Below are 15096 nucleotides of genomic sequence, written 5' to 3' on the forward strand. Positions count from 1 at the left end.
AAACTGGATACCGAAACGAAATTGCGTTTTAGAATATTCCTTTAAGCTGATCTTGTGTAAACAAGTGAAATAAAGGTAGCAGGTAAGGAAAGATCTTTTGCCTTTGGCAAAAATCATTCTTTATCAAACATCGACATTTTCTTTTTTTGAAAGAAAAGTCTAGGTTAAGCTACAAAGAGCACACGGAGGATGCCTAGGCGCCAGGAGCCGACGAAGGACGTGGCGAACAACGATAAAGCCTCGGGGAGCTGTAAGCAAGCTTTGATCCGGGGATGTCCGAATGGGGAAACCCGGCTGTCTTCATCGACAGTCACTTTCTGCTGAATACATAGGCAGAATAGAGGCAGACCAGGGGAACTGAAACATCTAAGTACCCTGAGGAAGAGAAAACAATAGTGATTCCGTCAGTAGCGGCGAGCGAACGCGGATTAGCCCAAACCAAGGAGCTTGCTCCTTGGGGTTGTGGGACGTCTCACATGGAGTTACAAAGGAACCGGTTAGATGAAGAGGTCTGGAAAGGCCCGCCAGAGAAGGTAAAAGCCCTGTAGTTCAAAACTTGTTCTCTCCGAGACGGATCCCGAGTAGTGCGGGGCACGTGAAACCCCGTATGAATCCGGCAGGACCATCTGCCAAGGCTAAATACTCCCTGGCGACCGATAGTGAAGCAGTACCGTGAGGGAAAGGTGAAAAGCACCCCGGAAGGGGAGTGAAATAGATCCTGAAACCGTGTGCTTACAAGAAGTCAGAGCCCGATCTATGGGTGATGGCGTGCCTTTTGTAGAATGAACCGGCGAGTTACGTTCCCGTGCAAGGTTAAGGTGAAGAGCTGAAGCCGCAGCGAAAGCGAGTCTGAATAGGGCGAATGAGTACGTGGACGTAGACCCGAAACCGGGTGATCTACCCCTGTCCAGGGTGAAGGTGCGGTAACACGCACTGGAGGCCCGAACCCACGCATGTTGAAAAATGCGGGGATGAGGTGGGGGTAGCGGAGAAATTCCAATCGAACCCGGAGATAGCTGGTTCTCCCCGAAATAGCTTTAGGGCTAGCCTCGGAAAGAAGAATCGTGGAGGTAGAGCACTGATTGGGTGCGGGGCCCGCAAGGGTTACCAAGCTCAGTCAAACTCCGAATGCCATAGATTTAGTTCCGGGAGTCAGACAGTGAGTGCTAAGATCCATTGTCGAAAGGGAAACAGCCCAGACCATCAGCTAAGGTCCCCAAGTGTGTGTTAAGTGGGAAAGGATGTGGAGTTGCACAGACAACCAGGATGTTGGCTTAGAAGCAGCCACCATTGAAAGAGTGCGTAATAGCTCACTGGTCGAGTGACTCTGCGCCGAAAATGTAACGGGGCTAAACACACCACCGAAGCTATGGCTTGATGCTTGCATCAGGGGTAGGGGAGCGTTGAATGCGGGTTGAAGGTGTACCGTAAGGAGCGCTGGACTGCATTCAAGTGAGAATGCCGGTATGAGTAACGAAAAGATCTGTGAGAATCAGATCCGCCGAAAGCCTAAGGGTTCCTGAGGAAGGTTCGTCCGCTCAGGGTAAGTCGGGACCTAAGGCGAGGCCGATAGGCGTAGTCGAAGGACAACAGGTCGAAATTCCTGTACCACCGTAATCCGTTATGAGCGATGGGGTGACGCAGTAGGGTAGTGACGCGGACTGATGGATGTCCGTCTAAGCAGTGAGGCTGATGTGTAGGCAAATCCGCACATCGTAAGGCTGGGCTGTGATGGGGAGCGAAAATTGTAGTAGCGAAGGTCATGATCTCAGACTGCCAAGAAAAGCCTCTAGCCAGGAGAAGGTGCCCGTACCGCAAACCGACACAGGTAGGCGAGAAGAGAATTCTAAGGCGCGCGGAAGAACTCTCGTTAAGGAACTCGGCAAAATGACCCCGTAACTTCGGGAGAAGGGGTGCCTCGGTAGGGTGAATAGCCCGAGGGGGCCGCAGTGAAAAGGCCCAAGCGACTGTTTAGCAAAAACACAGGTCTGTGCGAAGCCGCAAGGCGAAGTATACGGGCTGACGCCTGCCCGGTGCTGGAAGGTTAAGGGGAGTGGTAAGCCTTCGGGCGAAGCTATGAACCGAAGCCCCAGTAAACGGCGGCCGTAACTATAACGGTCCTAAGGTAGCGAAATTCCTTGTCAGGTAAATTCTGACCCGCACGAATGGCGTAACGACTTGGGCGCTGTCTCAACGAGAGATCCGGTGAAATTTTAATACCTGTGAAGATGCAGGTTACCCGCGACAAGACGGAAAGACCCCATGGAGCTTTACTGCAGCTTGATATTGAATTTGGGTACGATCTGTACAGGATAGGTGGGAGCCGTAGAACTTTGAGCGCCAGCTTGAAGAGAGGCATCCTTGGGATACCACCCTGATCGTATCTAGGTTCTAACTTGGTACCGTGATCCGGTACGAGGACAGTGTCAGGTGGGCAGTTTGACTGGGGCGGTCGCCTCCTAAAGAGTAACGGAGGCGCCCCAAGGTTCCCTCAGAATGGTTGGAAATCATTCGAAGAGTGCAAAGGCAGAAGGGAGCTTGACTGCGAGACCTACAAGTCGAGCAGGGACGAAAGTCGGGCTTAGTGATCCGGTGGTACCGCATGGAAGGGCCATCGCTCAACGGATAAAAGCTACCCTGGGGATAACAGGCTTATCTCCCCCAAGAGTCCACATCGACGGGGAGGTTTGGCACCTCGATGTCGGCTCATCGCATCCTGGGGCTGAAGTAGGTCCCAAGGGTTGGGCTGTTCGCCCATTAAAGCGGTACGCGAGCTGGGTTCAGAACGTCGTGAGACAGTTCGGTCCCTATCTGTCGTGGGCGTAGGAAATTTGAGAGGAGCTGTCCTTAGTACGAGAGGACCGGGATGGACGTACCGCTGGTGTACCAGTTGTTCCGCCAGGAGCACCGCTGGGTAGCTATGTACGGAAGGGATAAGCGCTGAAAGCATCTAAGCGTGAAGCCCCCCTCAAGATGAGATTTCCCAGTATGTAAGACCCCTTGAAGACGACGAGGTAGATAGGTTGGGGGTGGAAGTGCAGTAATGCATGGAGCTGACCAATACTAATCGGTCGAGGGCTTATCCTAAGATAAAACGCAAATGAGTTTCGGATCCAGTTTTCAGGGTGTAACCTTGAATGTAGAATTTGCACAGCAAATTCATGTTTGGTGGCGATAGCGGAGGGGTTCCACACGTACCCATCCCGAACACGACCGTTAAGCCCTCCAGCGCCGATGGTACTTGGACCGCAGGGTCCTGGGAGAGTAGGACGTCGCCAAGCGATATCCTTCAAAGGATAATGAAGTTTTGCATGTTAGGGCCTTTAGCTCAGCTGGTTAGAGCGCACCCCTGATAAGGGTGAGGTCGGTGGTTCGAGTCCACTAAGGCCCACCACTTCCAGAATAACAAAAAGATTGGGGCCATAGCTCAGCTGGGAGAGCGCCTGCCTTGCACGCAGGAGGTCAGCGGTTCGATCCCGCTTGGCTCCACCAATATTCCCTGATAGCTCAGTTGGTAGAGCACTCGACTGTTAATCGAGTTGTCACAGGTTCGAGTCCTGTTCGGGGAGCCATGTTTTGAATATTTCTGAATTTTATATATAAGGTGGCGGCGTAGCTCAGCTGGCTAGAGCGTACGGTTCATACCCGTGAGGTCGGGGGTTCGATCCCCTCTGCCGCTACTCGGAGAGATACCCAAGTGGCTATAAGGGGACCCTCTGCTAAGGGGTTAGACTGCGAAAGTGGTGCGAGGGTTCGAATCCCTCTCTCTCCGCCATAAATTTATTGAAACCAGAACTTATTTTGCAAGGCCCGTTGGTCAAGGGGTTAAGACACCTCCCTTTCACGGAGGTAACAGGGGTTCGAATCCCCTACGGGTCATATTATGGAGGCTTAGCTCAGCTGGGAGAGCATCTGCCTTACAAGCAGAGGGTCGGGGGTTCGAGCCCCTCAGCCTCCACCATAAGAAAATTTGAGAAATGCCTTTTAATGTCGCGGGGTGGAGCAGTTCGGTAGCTCGTCGGGCTCATAACCCGAAGGTCGTAGGTTCAAATCCTACCCCCGCAATTAATTTCCTGTTGGAAATGCCTCTGGAACTGTGGTGTAGAGGCCTAACATGCCTGCCTGTCACGCAGGAGATCGCGGGTTCGAATCCCGTCAGTTCCGCCATTTTAACTTCATATATAATTGGCATATAAAGTGCGGATTATATGATGTAGTAATAAAAAAATATGGCTCGGTAGCTCAGTCGGTAGAGCAGAGGACTGAAAATCCTCGTGTCGGCGGTTCGATTCCGTCCCGAGCCACCTTTCAAGTGGGAAATGAGTAATGTGCCGGTGTAGCTCAACTGGTAGAGCAACTGACTTGTAATCAGTAGGTTGGGGGTTCAAGTCCTCTCGCCGGCACCATTTTGGAGGATTAGCGAAGTGGCCAAACGCATCAGACTGTAAATCTGCTCCCTTACGGGTTCGGTGGTTCGAATCCATCATCCTCCACCAGTCTTTTCATAATCATATGGCGGTCGTGGCGAAGTGGTTAACGCACCGGACTGTGACTCCGGCATTCGTGGGTTCAAGCCCCATCGGCCGCCCTTTATTCTTAATCTATTGGGGATTAGCCAAGCGGTAAGGCAACGGACTTTGACTCCGTCATGCATAGGTTCAAATCCTATATCCCCAGCCATTAAGAGCCATTAGCTCAGTTGGTAGAGCACCTGACTTTTAATCAGGGTGTCGAAGGTTCGAGTCCTTCATGGCTCACCATTTATAATTATTTTGCGGTCGTGGCGGAATTGGCAGACGCGCACGGTTCAGGTCCGTGTGGGCTAACCCCCCGTGGAGGTTCGAGTCCTCTCGACCGCACCATATTTTGCGGACGTGGCTCAGCGGTAGAGCATCGCCTTGCCAAGGCGAGGGTCGCGGGTTCGATTCCCGTCGTCCGCTCCATTATCCATACGGCGCCATAGCCAAGTGGTAAGGCAAAGCTCTGCAAAAGCTTCATTCCCCAGTTCAAATCTGGGTGGCGCCTTGACTACTCATTATGGAATTTAATATGCGCCCTTAGCTCAGCTGGATAGAGCGTTTGACTACGAATCAAAAGGCCGGGAGTTCGAATCTCTCAGGGCGCGCCATTTCTTAAAAAATGTATAATGTCGGGATGTAGCTCAGCTTGGTAGAGCACCTGGTTTGGGACCAGGGGGTCGCATGTTCAAATCGTGTCATCCCGATACTGATTTGCGGGTGTAGTTCAATGGTAGAACTCCAGCCTTCCAAGCTGGTAGCGTGGGTTCGATTCCCATCACCCGCTTTTTGCTATAGCGGATTCTTGTTGCCTCAGTGGTGACACCTTATAAATAAAGAGAGCCTGTCTGGGGACAGAGCTCTCTCTTTTTTTGTATTTATCCTCATGTAATCCACAATGTGTTGATTATCCATAATCTTCGGTATCGGTGTATATCGTTCTAATCATACAACTGGCATACACCGATAACCGATCTAGTGGACAGTTTTTACACGGGAATGGTCAGCTGGATGGAGGTTCCCTTGTCTGGAGCAGAGGTTATGCTCATAAATCCCCCTACCCCTCTAGCTCGTTCTTCCATACTGAACAATCCAACTCCCTCTCCTTGGGACTTTCCAGAGAATCCAATGCCCTCATCCCGAATGGTCACTTGTATCATTTCATTTTGATCCTCGACGTCGACATATGCCTCTGCTACATCTGCGTATTTGGCTACATTCGTTAATGCTTCTTGTACAATCCGATAAATTGCAATTTCCTTGCGAATATCAACCCGTTTACGTAAAGTGCATTGAAAATGCACCTCAATCCCGTAATGAGAACAGAAGTTTTCAATATAGGTTCTTATGGCTGGGACGACACCCAGATCATCCAGAACTGAGGGACGAAGTTCCCACGCTAGACCACGAACATCTTTGATGATGTCGGTCACCTGCGAACGAAGATTCTCCAGAGTAGCACTAGGTTGTTCGGCAAGTTGGCTATCCAATTGGATAATAAGTGAAAACAAGCTTTGCCCTATCCCATCATGCAGCTCTCTTGAAAAGCGTTTACGTTCTTCTTCCTGTATTTGCATGACTTGCGTCATCATAGACTGGAGTTCTGCTTCTACTTTCTTCAGTTTAGTGACCTCATTGCGGATCGCTAAGTACTGATAGGGTTTACCTTCCTCGTCCATAAACGGAACGATCGTAGTATTCACCCAATAGTAGCTGTTATCTTTAGCACGATTACGTATTTCTCCTTGCCATACCTCACCTGAACGGATCGTAGTCCACAGGTTTTTCATGAAGGCAGAGGTATGATAGCCTGAATTAATAAGACGATGATCCTGACCGATCAGCTCTTCACGACTGTATTGCGAAATCTCACAGAACTTGTCGTTTACGTACTGAATAATACCTCGATGATCGGTCAAAGCAACGATGGAAGACGTATCTAGAGCAAATTTCAGATTGGATAATTGGTGGAGTGAGTTACGCAGCGCATGAAGAAAAGGGGATTCTGGTATATAAATTTCCAGATCATTCAGCAGTTTATCGGTTGATTCACCAAAGGCATGCTGCAGTAAAGGGTTAGAAGGTTCATTCATAATGGAGCAGCCCCTTTTTTAGTGCGAATTTGACTAGCTCAGGTCGTGTTTTCAAGTTAAGCTTCTCCATAAGATTGCTTTTATGGGACTCTACGGTTTTGACGCTAATCACCAGGTGCTCGGCAATTTCCTTGTTGGCATATCCTTTGGCTACCCACGATAGAATCTCTTTTTCCCGCTCAGACAAGGATTCATAGGGTCCGGCTATGCCTTCCTGTTTGATTTTGTCCAGATATTCACTCATCAGTCGTTTGGTTGCATTCGGGTACAAATAGGCACTACCTTCGGCCACAGACTGGATGGCAGCGAGTAACTCCTCGTGAGGTGCGCTTTTTAAAATATATCCGGATGCTCCAGCCTGAATGGCTCGGAACAGATATTCTTCATCGTCATGCATCGTTAAAATAAGGACTTCTGTATCGGGCAACTGTTTTTTTAATTCAGTGGTTGCCGTGAGACCATCTTTGCCAGGTGGCATGCTAAAATCCATGAGTACGACATTAGGTTGTAGCTCTACTGCTTTACGGATCGCCTCATCCCCGTCTGCTGCATCTCCTACGACCTTAATACCATTTTTGCCGTCCAATAGGGCCATGAGGCCAGAACGTACGACAACATGATCATCCACTACTAGTATACGAATCAATTTGTCATCCCCTCGAACGGTAAAAAAACCGTGCGTTTTGTCATAATCATAGCAAATTTTAGGGATTTCAATCAACAAAGATAGTTAGGGACAGCCATATCAAGTGTTTTATGAGTTTTATTATCTACAGTAACATTGTTGATCTATGGAGTGAGAGGGTAAGCACATAGTTGGCTAAGGCGTTGAGCGACTTGAGTGGCCTCGGCCACATCAGACTCTGTGAACGTCCTCACATCACGATTACCAAGAAGCAGCACACCGTTAGGCAGATCCCCTGTGCTGGAAAAGGGAATAGCAACAGCAGAGTGAAGCTGCTCGGCCAGCATTAGTGCACACTCCTGACGCAGACGTATACTACCCGATAGTAAAGCACTTACAGTCACGGTACGTCCCAAGCGAACAGCCATCCCGGCAATACCATGGCCAATCTTAAAAGAAATAAGGCGATAGCGATTGCTTCGGCTGCCGGAGGCGTAATACCAATGCAGCCTACCACCCGACTTGGACATAAATGCAAGGGCAGTGAGATCACTATAAATAGTATCTCTTAACTGGTTCAGTTCTTTTCGCATTTCATCCGTTATTTGTAGCATAGAAGACACATCCTTTTTCATAACCAAACTATATCTCTAATTCATTGTAGTTCCGACAGTTACAAAAGTAGATCAGGGAACCCCCTGATCTATAGGCGCAGGAAACACTGACTTTTCATCAGGTCGGGTAAGGAGTAGGGAAAAGGCCGATAAATGGGGCGTTAGCTTACCTCGGAAGTGATATTTATCACAGTAAATCAGGGAGTAGGAAGGTATAAAATCAGGTGTTCTCCCGATAACAACCCAGGCATTAAAACATTATGATATAGATATCAGGTAAACACGAGGAGGACGCTAACATGCAAGCCACTTGTATGGAACGGTTTGGGGACGAAGCGGAACGCACGGGAATTCAGATTTATTTGACAGAAGAACATTTTGTTCTGCTAAAAGATATTATGTCCTGGAAGAAGGTAAAGGCAGGCGTTATGCTTTTCCGAGAAGGCGATGATGCAGAGCAGCTTTATTATATACATTCAGGTCATGTTAAACTTCGTAAATCGACAGAAGATGGTAAAGAACTGATTCTGACCATTCAGCATCAAGGCGACTTAATTGGGGAATTTAGCGGGATAGATGGAGAAGAGTATAGTTGCACTGCGGAAACAGCCGATGTGTGTGAGTTAGGCGTCGTGCTTGTTAAGGATCTGGAGTCGCTCTTGTCCAAAAATGGGGAAATGGCACTTCAGTTCATCCAGTGGATGGCGATGAAGCAACGCATTATGCAATCGCGTTTTCGGGACTTACTGTTGTATGGTAAAACTGGAGCGTTAGCATCTACATTGATCCGTGCTAGCAATACATGTGGCGTGGCTGTGAAGGATGGCATTTTACTAAATATGAAGCTAAGTCACTCCGAATTAGGTGAGATGATTGGAGCGACGCGAGAGAGTGTGAACCGGATGCTGAGCGCGCTGAAAGAGCAGGGAACCCTAGATACAAGGGATGGAAAGATTGTCATTCACGATCTCAAGGTATTACGTGGCATGTGCTGCTGTCCTTCGTACGGCCAATGTGCCCATGAAATTTGTCGCCTCTAATATATGAATACCATTAGGCGGGGTCCAAGAGACTTCGTCTTGCTGCATGTCTTCTAACAATCTAGCACATGGGGTAACGAACAACATAGATTACAAAAAAAACTAATCAACGTCGTATAGCGGCTAATTACCAATAATATATTTATATTAAATGGAACTGAACACATGACATTTTATGAACTAGCTGTTTTGAAGTAACAGTGGAGCTAATAATGGTTGACTAAAAGGTGGGAGGGATTTTAAGTTTTAAAAAAAGGTATTATTTACAAGTTGCTTTCTATTGCTGAAAATGATATATTATTTGAGCTGACAACAAAACAGCAGTTTCAAAAGCGAAAAGCTTGGGTGAAATGATCTTCAAAAAAAGAAAAAATAACCCTTGCATTTTTGAAACGAACATGATATGATCTTATAGCTGCTGAAAAACGCGGCGAAAGAGAAATGTTTGATCTTTGAAAACTGAACAACGAGTGAGTAAAACGATTTTGTTCGCAAAATCAAAACAAGAGATATTTTATCTCGTCAGTTTCAAAATGAGCTTATCGCTCTTTCTATAAACCAGCTTCGGTTGGTCTTTAATGGAGAGTTTGATCCTGGCTCAGGACGAACGCTGGCGGCGTGCCTAATACATGCAAGTCGAGCGGGGTTGTTTAGAAGCTTGCTTCTAAACAACCTAGCGGCGGACGGGTGAGTAACACGTAGGCAACCTGCCCACAAGACAGGGATAACTACCGGAAACGGTAGCTAATACCCGATACATCCTTTTCCTGCATGGGAGAAGGAGGAAAGACGGAGCAATCTGTCACTTGTGGATGGGCCTGCGGCGCATTAGCTAGTTGGTGGGGTAAAGGCCTACCAAGGCGACGATGCGTAGCCGACCTGAGAGGGTGATCGGCCACACTGGGACTGAGACACGGCCCAGACTCCTACGGGAGGCAGCAGTAGGGAATCTTCCGCAATGGGCGAAAGCCTGACGGAGCAACGCCGCGTGAGTGATGAAGGTTTTCGGATCGTAAAGCTCTGTTGCCAGGGAAGAACGTCTTATAGAGTAACTGCTATAAGAGTGACGGTACCTGAGAAGAAAGCCCCGGCTAACTACGTGCCAGCAGCCGCGGTAATACGTAGGGGGCAAGCGTTGTCCGGAATTATTGGGCGTAAAGCGCGCGCAGGCGGCTCTTTAAGTCTGGTGTTTAATCCCGAGGCTCAACTTCGGGTCGCACTGGAAACTGGGGAGCTTGAGTGCAGAAGAGGAGAGTGGAATTCCACGTGTAGCGGTGAAATGCGTAGAGATGTGGAGGAACACCAGTGGCGAAGGCGACTCTCTGGGCTGTAACTGACGCTGAGGCGCGAAAGCGTGGGGAGCAAACAGGATTAGATACCCTGGTAGTCCACGCCGTAAACGATGAATGCTAGGTGTTAGGGGTTTCGATACCCTTGGTGCCGAAGTTAACACATTAAGCATTCCGCCTGGGGAGTACGGTCGCAAGACTGAAACTCAAAGGAATTGACGGGGACCCGCACAAGCAGTGGAGTATGTGGTTTAATTCGAAGCAACGCGAAGAACCTTACCAGGTCTTGACATCCCTCTGACCGGTCTAGAGATAGACCTTTCCTTCGGGACAGAGGAGACAGGTGGTGCATGGTTGTCGTCAGCTCGTGTCGTGAGATGTTGGGTTAAGTCCCGCAACGAGCGCAACCCTTATGCTTAGTTGCCAGCAGGTCAAGCTGGGCACTCTAAGCAGACTGCCGGTGACAAACCGGAGGAAGGTGGGGATGACGTCAAATCATCATGCCCCTTATGACCTGGGCTACACACGTACTACAATGGCCGGTACAACGGGAAGCGAAATCGCGAGGTGGAGCCAATCCTAGAAAAGCCGGTCTCAGTTCGGATTGTAGGCTGCAACTCGCCTACATGAAGTCGGAATTGCTAGTAATCGCGGATCAGCATGCCGCGGTGAATACGTTCCCGGGTCTTGTACACACCGCCCGTCACACCACGAGAGTTTACAACACCCGAAGTCGGTGGGGTAACCCGCAAGGGAGCCAGCCGCCGAAGGTGGGGTAGATGATTGGGGTGAAGTCGTAACAAGGTAGCCGTATCGGAAGGTGCGGCTGGATCACCTCCTTTCTATGGAGAATCGTTTCCTGCAACGGAAACATTCAAATATGAAGCGTAAGCTTCAAAAACTACTCACTCGTTGCTCAGTTTTGAGAGCTCAAACTCTCAAAAAAAAGCTGGTTGTTTACAGCTTTGCACCTTGAAAACTGGATACCGAAACGAAATTGCGTTTTAGAATATTCCTTTAAGCTGATCTTGTGTAAACAAGTGAAATAAAGGTAGCAGGTAAGGAAAGATCTTTTGCCTTTGGCAAAAATCATTCTTTATCAAACATCGACATTTTCTTTTTTTTGAAAGAAAAGTCTAGGTTAAGCTACAAAGAGCACACGGAGGATGCCTAGGCGCCAGGAGCCGACGAAGGACGTGGCGAACAACGATAAAGCCTCGGGGAGCTGTAAGCAAGCTTTGATCCGGGGATGTCCGAATGGGGAAACCCGGCTGTCTTCATCGACAGTCACTTTCTGCTGAATACATAGGCAGAATAGAGGCAGACCAGGGGAACTGAAACATCTAAGTACCCTGAGGAAGAGAAAACAATAGTGATTCCGTCAGTAGCGGCGAGCGAACGCGGATTAGCCCAAACCAAGGAGCTTGCTCCTTGGGGTTGTGGGACGTCTCACATGGAGTTACAAAGGAACCGGTTAGATGAAGAGGTCTGGAAAGGCCCGCCAGAGAAGGTAAAAGCCCTGTAGTTCAAAACTTGTTCCCTCCGAGACGGATCCCGAGTAGTGCGGGGCACGTGAAACCCCGTATGAATCCGGCAGGACCATCTGCCAAGGCTAAATACTCCCTGGCGACCGATAGTGAAGCAGTACCGTGAGGGAAAGGTGAAAAGCACCCCGGAAGGGGAGTGAAATAGATCCTGAAACCGTGTGCTTACAAGAAGTCAGAGCCCGATCTATGGGTGATGGCGTGCCTTTTGTAGAATGAACCGGCGAGTTACGTTCCCGTGCAAGGTTAAGGTGAAGAGCTGAAGCCGCAGCGAAAGCGAGTCTGAATAGGGCGACTTGAGTACGTGGACGTAGACCCGAAACCGGGTGATCTACCCCTGTCCAGGGTGAAGGTGCGGTAACACGCACTGGAGGCCCGAACCCACGCATGTTGAAAAATGCGGGGATGAGGTGGGGGTAGCGGAGAAATTCCAATCGAACCCGGAGATAGCTGGTTCTCCCCGAAATAGCTTTAGGGCTAGCCTCGGAAAACAGAATCGTGGAGGTAGAGCACTGATTGGGTGCGGGGCCCGCAAGGGTTACCAAGCTCAGTCAAACTCCGAATGCCATAGATTTAGTTCCGGGAGTCAGACAGTGAGTGCTAAGATCCATTGTCGAAAGGGAAACAGCCCAGACCATCAGCTAAGGTCCCCAAGTGTGTGTTAAGTGGGAAAGGATGTGGAGTTGCACAGACAACCAGGATGTTGGCTTAGAAGCAGCCACCATTGAAAGAGTGCGTAATAGCTCACTGGTCGAGTGACTCTGCGCCGAAAATGTAACGGGGCTAAACACACCACCGAAGCTATGGCTTGATGCTTGCATCAGGGGTAGGGGAGCGTTGAATGCGGGTTGAAGGTGTACCGTAAGGAGCGCTGGACTGCATTCAAGTGAGAATGCCGGTATGAGTAACGAAAAGATCTGTGAGAATCAGATCCGCCGAAAGCCTAAGGGTTCCTGAGGAAGGTTCGTCCGCTCAGGGTAAGTCGGGACCTAAGGCGAGGCCGATAGGCGTAGTCGAAGGACAACAGGTCGAAATTCCTGTACCACCGTAATCCGTTATGAGCGATGGGGTGACGCAGTAGGGTAGTGACGCGGACTGATGGATGTCCGTCTAAGCAGTGAGGCTGGTGTGTAGGCAAATCCGCACATCGTTAAGGCTGGGCTGTGATGGGGAGCGAAAATTGTAGTAGCGAAGGTCATGATCTCAGACTGCCAAGAAAAGCCTCTAGCCAGGAGAAGGTGCCCGTACCGCAAACCGACACAGGTAGGCGAGAAGAGAATTCTAAGGCGCGCGGAAGAACTCTCGTTAAGGAACTCGGCAAAATGACCCCGTAACTTCGGGAGAAGGGGTGCCTCGGTAGGGTGAATAGCCCGAGGGGGCCGCAGTGAAAAGGCCCAAGCGACTGTTTAGCAAAAACACAGGTCTGTGCGAAGCCGCAAGGCGAAGTATACGGGCTGACGCCTGCCCGGTGCTGGAAGGTTAAGGGGAGTGGTAAGCCTTCGGGCGAAGCTATGAACCGAAGCCCCAGTAAACGGCGGCCGTAACTATAACGGTCCTAAGGTAGCGAAATTCCTTGTCAGGTAAATTCTGACCCGCACGAATGGCGTAACGACTTGGGCGCTGTCTCAACGAGAGATCCGGTGAAATTTTAATACCTGTGAAGATGCAGGTTACCCGCGACAAGACGGAAAGACCCCATGGAGCTTTACTGCAGCTTGATATTGAATTTGGGTACGATCTGTACAGGATAGGTGGGAGCCGTAGAACTTTGAGCGCCAGCTTGAAGAGAGGCATCCTTGGGATACCACCCTGATCGTATCTAGGTTCTAACTTGGTACCGTGATCCGGTACGAGGACAGTGTCAGGTGGGCAGTTTGACTGGGGCGGTCGCCTCCTAAAGAGTAACGGAGGCGCCCCAAGGTTCCCTCAGAATGGTTGGAAATCATTCGAAGAGTGCAAAGGCAGAAGGGAGCTTGACTGCGAGACCTACAAGTCGAGCAGGGACGAAAGTCGGGCTTAGTGATCCGGTGGTACCGCATGGAAGGGCCATCGCTCAACGGATAAAAGCTACCCTGGGGATAACAGGCTTATCTCCCCCAAGAGTCCACATCGACGGGGAGGTTTGGCACCTCGATGTCGGCTCATCGCATCCTGGGGCTGAAGTAGGTCCCAAGGGTTGGGCTGTTCGCCCATTAAAGCGGTACGCGAGCTGGGTTCAGAACGTCGTGAGACAGTTCGGTCCCTATCTGTCGTGGGCGTAGGAAATTTGAGAGGAGCTGTCCTTAGTACGAGAGGACCGGGATGGACGTACCGCTGGTGTACCAGTTGTTCCGCCAGGAGCACCGCTGGGTAGCTATGTACGGAAGGGATAAGCGCTGAAAGCATCTAAGCGTGAAGCCCCCCTCAAGATGAGATTTCCCAGTATGTAAGACCCCTTGAAGACGACGAGGTAGATAGGTTGGGGGTGGAAGTGCAGTAATGCATGGAGCTGACCAATACTAATCGGTCGAGGGCTTATCCTAAGATAAAACGCAAATGAGTTTCGGATCCAGTTTTCAGGGTGTAACCTTGAATGTAGAATTTGCACAGCAAATTCATGTTTGGTGGCGATAGCGGAGGGGTTCCACACGTACCCATCCCGAACACGACCGTTAAGCCCTCCAGCGCCGATGGTACTTGGACCGCAGGGTCCTGGGAGAGTAGGACGTCGCCAAGCAAAATAAAAGAGCACAGCCTTAACGGGCTGTGCTCAGAGTGTCGAGAAAGTCCAGAGGACTTTTCGACACTTCTATTTTTATATGGGGAGACGCATCTTTTAAAACAAAAATCGATTTAAAACGATCTGAGGACCCTAGTTTTTAGACCACTAAGACAGTTTTAAACCCCCTGCAAAAAAACAGGGGGTTTCTCGACAATCTGAGCACAGCCTTAACGGGCTGTGCTTTTTTTCCTATAACCGATTCATTTATCATTCACATGAAAGGTCTTTCTCATGGATTCGGTCAAAAGTTTTATGATATCCTGGTTGTCCTTTGTATAGTGGTGCTTAGTTAGCATTTTTAACTAAGGACAGTATTAACTGGGGAGTTAATCTATTTCAACCTGTTCTGTCTGAAGGACACTCAAGGCTTGAAGTTTACGGGTAATTTCTTTTTGCCACTTGGTATCTCCGACTTGTACGGCAAGATTGAGAAGGTCCAAATAATCATCAATATGCAGGGAGGTTTTACTGAAAGTTTCTTTCACTGCGGTCCTGCCTCCTTTAAAGTCTATGTGTATTTATCATTTAATAATGATAATCATTATCAAAAGATGATCTTATTCATATTATGCCTGTGTTCTAGACAAATTGCAAGTTATGATATGAATGAATT

At 49.3% G+C, this 15096-nt stretch carries 5 protein-coding genes, 21 tRNA genes and 5 rRNA genes; 27 read left to right on the plus strand and 4 right to left on the minus strand.

Going from position 1 to position 15096, the window contains the following annotated elements:
• Nucleotides 1-162 precede the first annotated feature (162 nt).
• The 23 genes from ACYCSE_RS10965 (at nucleotide 163) to ACYCSE_RS11075 (ending at nucleotide 5304) form a co-directional block, all read left to right on the plus strand.
• A 23S ribosomal RNA gene (locus ACYCSE_RS10965) occupies nucleotides 163-3087 on the plus strand.
• A gap of 77 nt (nucleotides 3088-3164) precedes the next feature.
• Nucleotides 3165-3281: ribosomal RNA gene (gene rrf, locus ACYCSE_RS10970) — 5S ribosomal RNA — on the plus strand.
• Nucleotides 3282-3317: 36 nt separating this feature from the next.
• Nucleotides 3318-3394 (plus strand) — tRNA-Ile (locus ACYCSE_RS10975).
• 22 nt (nucleotides 3395-3416) lie between these two features.
• A tRNA-Ala gene (locus tag ACYCSE_RS10980) sits at nucleotides 3417-3492 on the plus strand.
• 4 nt (nucleotides 3493-3496) lie between these two features.
• Nucleotides 3497-3572, plus strand: a tRNA-Asn gene (locus ACYCSE_RS10985).
• A gap of 34 nt (nucleotides 3573-3606) precedes the next feature.
• Nucleotides 3607-3680, plus strand: a tRNA-Met gene (locus ACYCSE_RS10990).
• Between the two features lie 3 nt (nucleotides 3681-3683).
• Nucleotides 3684-3775: transfer RNA gene (locus ACYCSE_RS10995), tRNA-Ser, on the plus strand.
• Between the two features lie 32 nt (nucleotides 3776-3807).
• Nucleotides 3808-3879, plus strand: a tRNA-Glu gene (locus tag ACYCSE_RS11000).
• Nucleotides 3880-3885: 6 nt separating this feature from the next.
• Nucleotides 3886-3961: transfer RNA gene (locus ACYCSE_RS11005), tRNA-Val, on the plus strand.
• A gap of 30 nt (nucleotides 3962-3991) precedes the next feature.
• A tRNA-Met gene (locus tag ACYCSE_RS11010) sits at nucleotides 3992-4065 on the plus strand.
• A gap of 25 nt (nucleotides 4066-4090) precedes the next feature.
• Nucleotides 4091-4167, plus strand: a tRNA-Asp gene (locus ACYCSE_RS11015).
• A 64-nt stretch (nucleotides 4168-4231) separates the two neighbouring features.
• Nucleotides 4232-4304 (plus strand) — tRNA-Phe (locus tag ACYCSE_RS11020).
• 26 nt (nucleotides 4305-4330) lie between these two features.
• Nucleotides 4331-4406 (plus strand) — tRNA-Thr (locus tag ACYCSE_RS11025).
• 4 nt (nucleotides 4407-4410) lie between these two features.
• Nucleotides 4411-4496, plus strand: a tRNA-Tyr gene (locus tag ACYCSE_RS11030).
• 19 nt (nucleotides 4497-4515) lie between these two features.
• Nucleotides 4516-4588: transfer RNA gene (locus ACYCSE_RS11035), tRNA-His, on the plus strand.
• 17 nt (nucleotides 4589-4605) lie between these two features.
• Nucleotides 4606-4680: transfer RNA gene (locus ACYCSE_RS11040), tRNA-Gln, on the plus strand.
• Between the two features lie 4 nt (nucleotides 4681-4684).
• A tRNA-Lys gene (locus tag ACYCSE_RS11045) sits at nucleotides 4685-4760 on the plus strand.
• A 14-nt stretch (nucleotides 4761-4774) separates the two neighbouring features.
• Nucleotides 4775-4862 (plus strand) — tRNA-Leu (locus ACYCSE_RS11050).
• Nucleotides 4863-4868: 6 nt separating this feature from the next.
• A tRNA-Gly gene (locus tag ACYCSE_RS11055) sits at nucleotides 4869-4943 on the plus strand.
• A 10-nt stretch (nucleotides 4944-4953) separates the two neighbouring features.
• Nucleotides 4954-5025: transfer RNA gene (locus tag ACYCSE_RS11060), tRNA-Cys, on the plus strand.
• Between the two features lie 26 nt (nucleotides 5026-5051).
• Nucleotides 5052-5128, plus strand: a tRNA-Arg gene (locus ACYCSE_RS11065).
• Nucleotides 5129-5150: 22 nt separating this feature from the next.
• Nucleotides 5151-5224 (plus strand) — tRNA-Pro (locus ACYCSE_RS11070).
• A gap of 9 nt (nucleotides 5225-5233) precedes the next feature.
• Nucleotides 5234-5304: transfer RNA gene (locus tag ACYCSE_RS11075), tRNA-Gly, on the plus strand.
• Nucleotides 5305-5506: 202 nt separating this feature from the next.
• On the opposite strand, the gene ACYCSE_RS11080 is transcribed toward ACYCSE_RS11075, so the two are convergent.
• The 3 genes from ACYCSE_RS11080 to ACYCSE_RS11090 all read right to left on the minus strand — a co-directional run bounded on the left by ACYCSE_RS11080 (nucleotide 5507) and on the right by ACYCSE_RS11090 (nucleotide 7849).
• Nucleotides 5507-6610, minus strand: a complete 1104-nt coding sequence (locus ACYCSE_RS11080; RefSeq protein WP_061832128.1) for a PAS domain-containing sensor histidine kinase — start codon at nucleotides 6608-6610, stop codon at nucleotides 5507-5509.
• Complete coding sequence (locus ACYCSE_RS11085; protein ID WP_016818376.1) at nucleotides 6603-7256, minus strand: response regulator; 654 nt, start codon at nucleotides 7254-7256, stop codon at nucleotides 6603-6605. Before ACYCSE_RS11085 ends, ACYCSE_RS11080 begins: the two co-directional genes overlap by 8 nt.
• A gap of 143 nt (nucleotides 7257-7399) precedes the next feature.
• Entirely contained in the window at nucleotides 7400-7849 is a 450-nt protein-coding gene (locus ACYCSE_RS11090) for a GAF domain-containing protein (RefSeq protein WP_061832127.1), read from the minus strand.
• 299 nt (nucleotides 7850-8148) lie between these two features.
• Between ACYCSE_RS11090 and ACYCSE_RS11095 the strand changes: the two genes are divergently transcribed.
• The 4 genes from ACYCSE_RS11095 to rrf (ACYCSE_RS11110) all read left to right on the plus strand — a co-directional run bounded on the left by ACYCSE_RS11095 (nucleotide 8149) and on the right by rrf (ACYCSE_RS11110) (nucleotide 14438).
• Entirely contained in the window at nucleotides 8149-8889 is a 741-nt protein-coding gene (locus ACYCSE_RS11095; protein ID WP_061832126.1) for a Crp/Fnr family transcriptional regulator, read from the plus strand.
• Between the two features lie 575 nt (nucleotides 8890-9464).
• Nucleotides 9465-11020, plus strand: a 16S ribosomal RNA gene (locus ACYCSE_RS11100).
• A 297-nt stretch (nucleotides 11021-11317) separates the two neighbouring features.
• Nucleotides 11318-14244, plus strand: a 23S ribosomal RNA gene (locus ACYCSE_RS11105).
• A gap of 77 nt (nucleotides 14245-14321) precedes the next feature.
• A 5S ribosomal RNA gene (rrf, locus tag ACYCSE_RS11110) occupies nucleotides 14322-14438 on the plus strand.
• Together the 16S, 23S and 5S rRNA genes form the textbook arrangement of a ribosomal RNA operon.
• Before the next feature lie 371 nt (nucleotides 14439-14809).
• On the opposite strand, the gene ACYCSE_RS11115 is transcribed toward rrf (ACYCSE_RS11110), so the two are convergent.
• Entirely contained in the window at nucleotides 14810-14968 is a 159-nt protein-coding gene (locus ACYCSE_RS11115; protein WP_165147892.1) for a hypothetical protein, read from the minus strand.
• Nucleotides 14969-15096 lie beyond the last annotated feature (128 nt).

The organism is Paenibacillus sp. SEL1, from assembly GCF_054602535.1.

Excerpts from the sequence above, each read along its gene's own strand:
- ACYCSE_RS11080 (WP_061832128.1), bottom strand. The coding sequence starts at position 6,610 with ATGAATGAACCTTCTAACCCTTTACTGCAGCATGCCTTTGGTGAATCA.
- ACYCSE_RS11090 (WP_061832127.1), bottom strand. The coding sequence starts at position 7,849 with ATGCTACAAATAACGGATGAAATGCGAAAAGAACTGAACCAGTTAAGA.
- ACYCSE_RS11095 (WP_061832126.1), top strand. The coding sequence starts at position 8,149 with ATGCAAGCCACTTGTATGGAACGGTTTGGGGACGAAGCGGAACGCACG.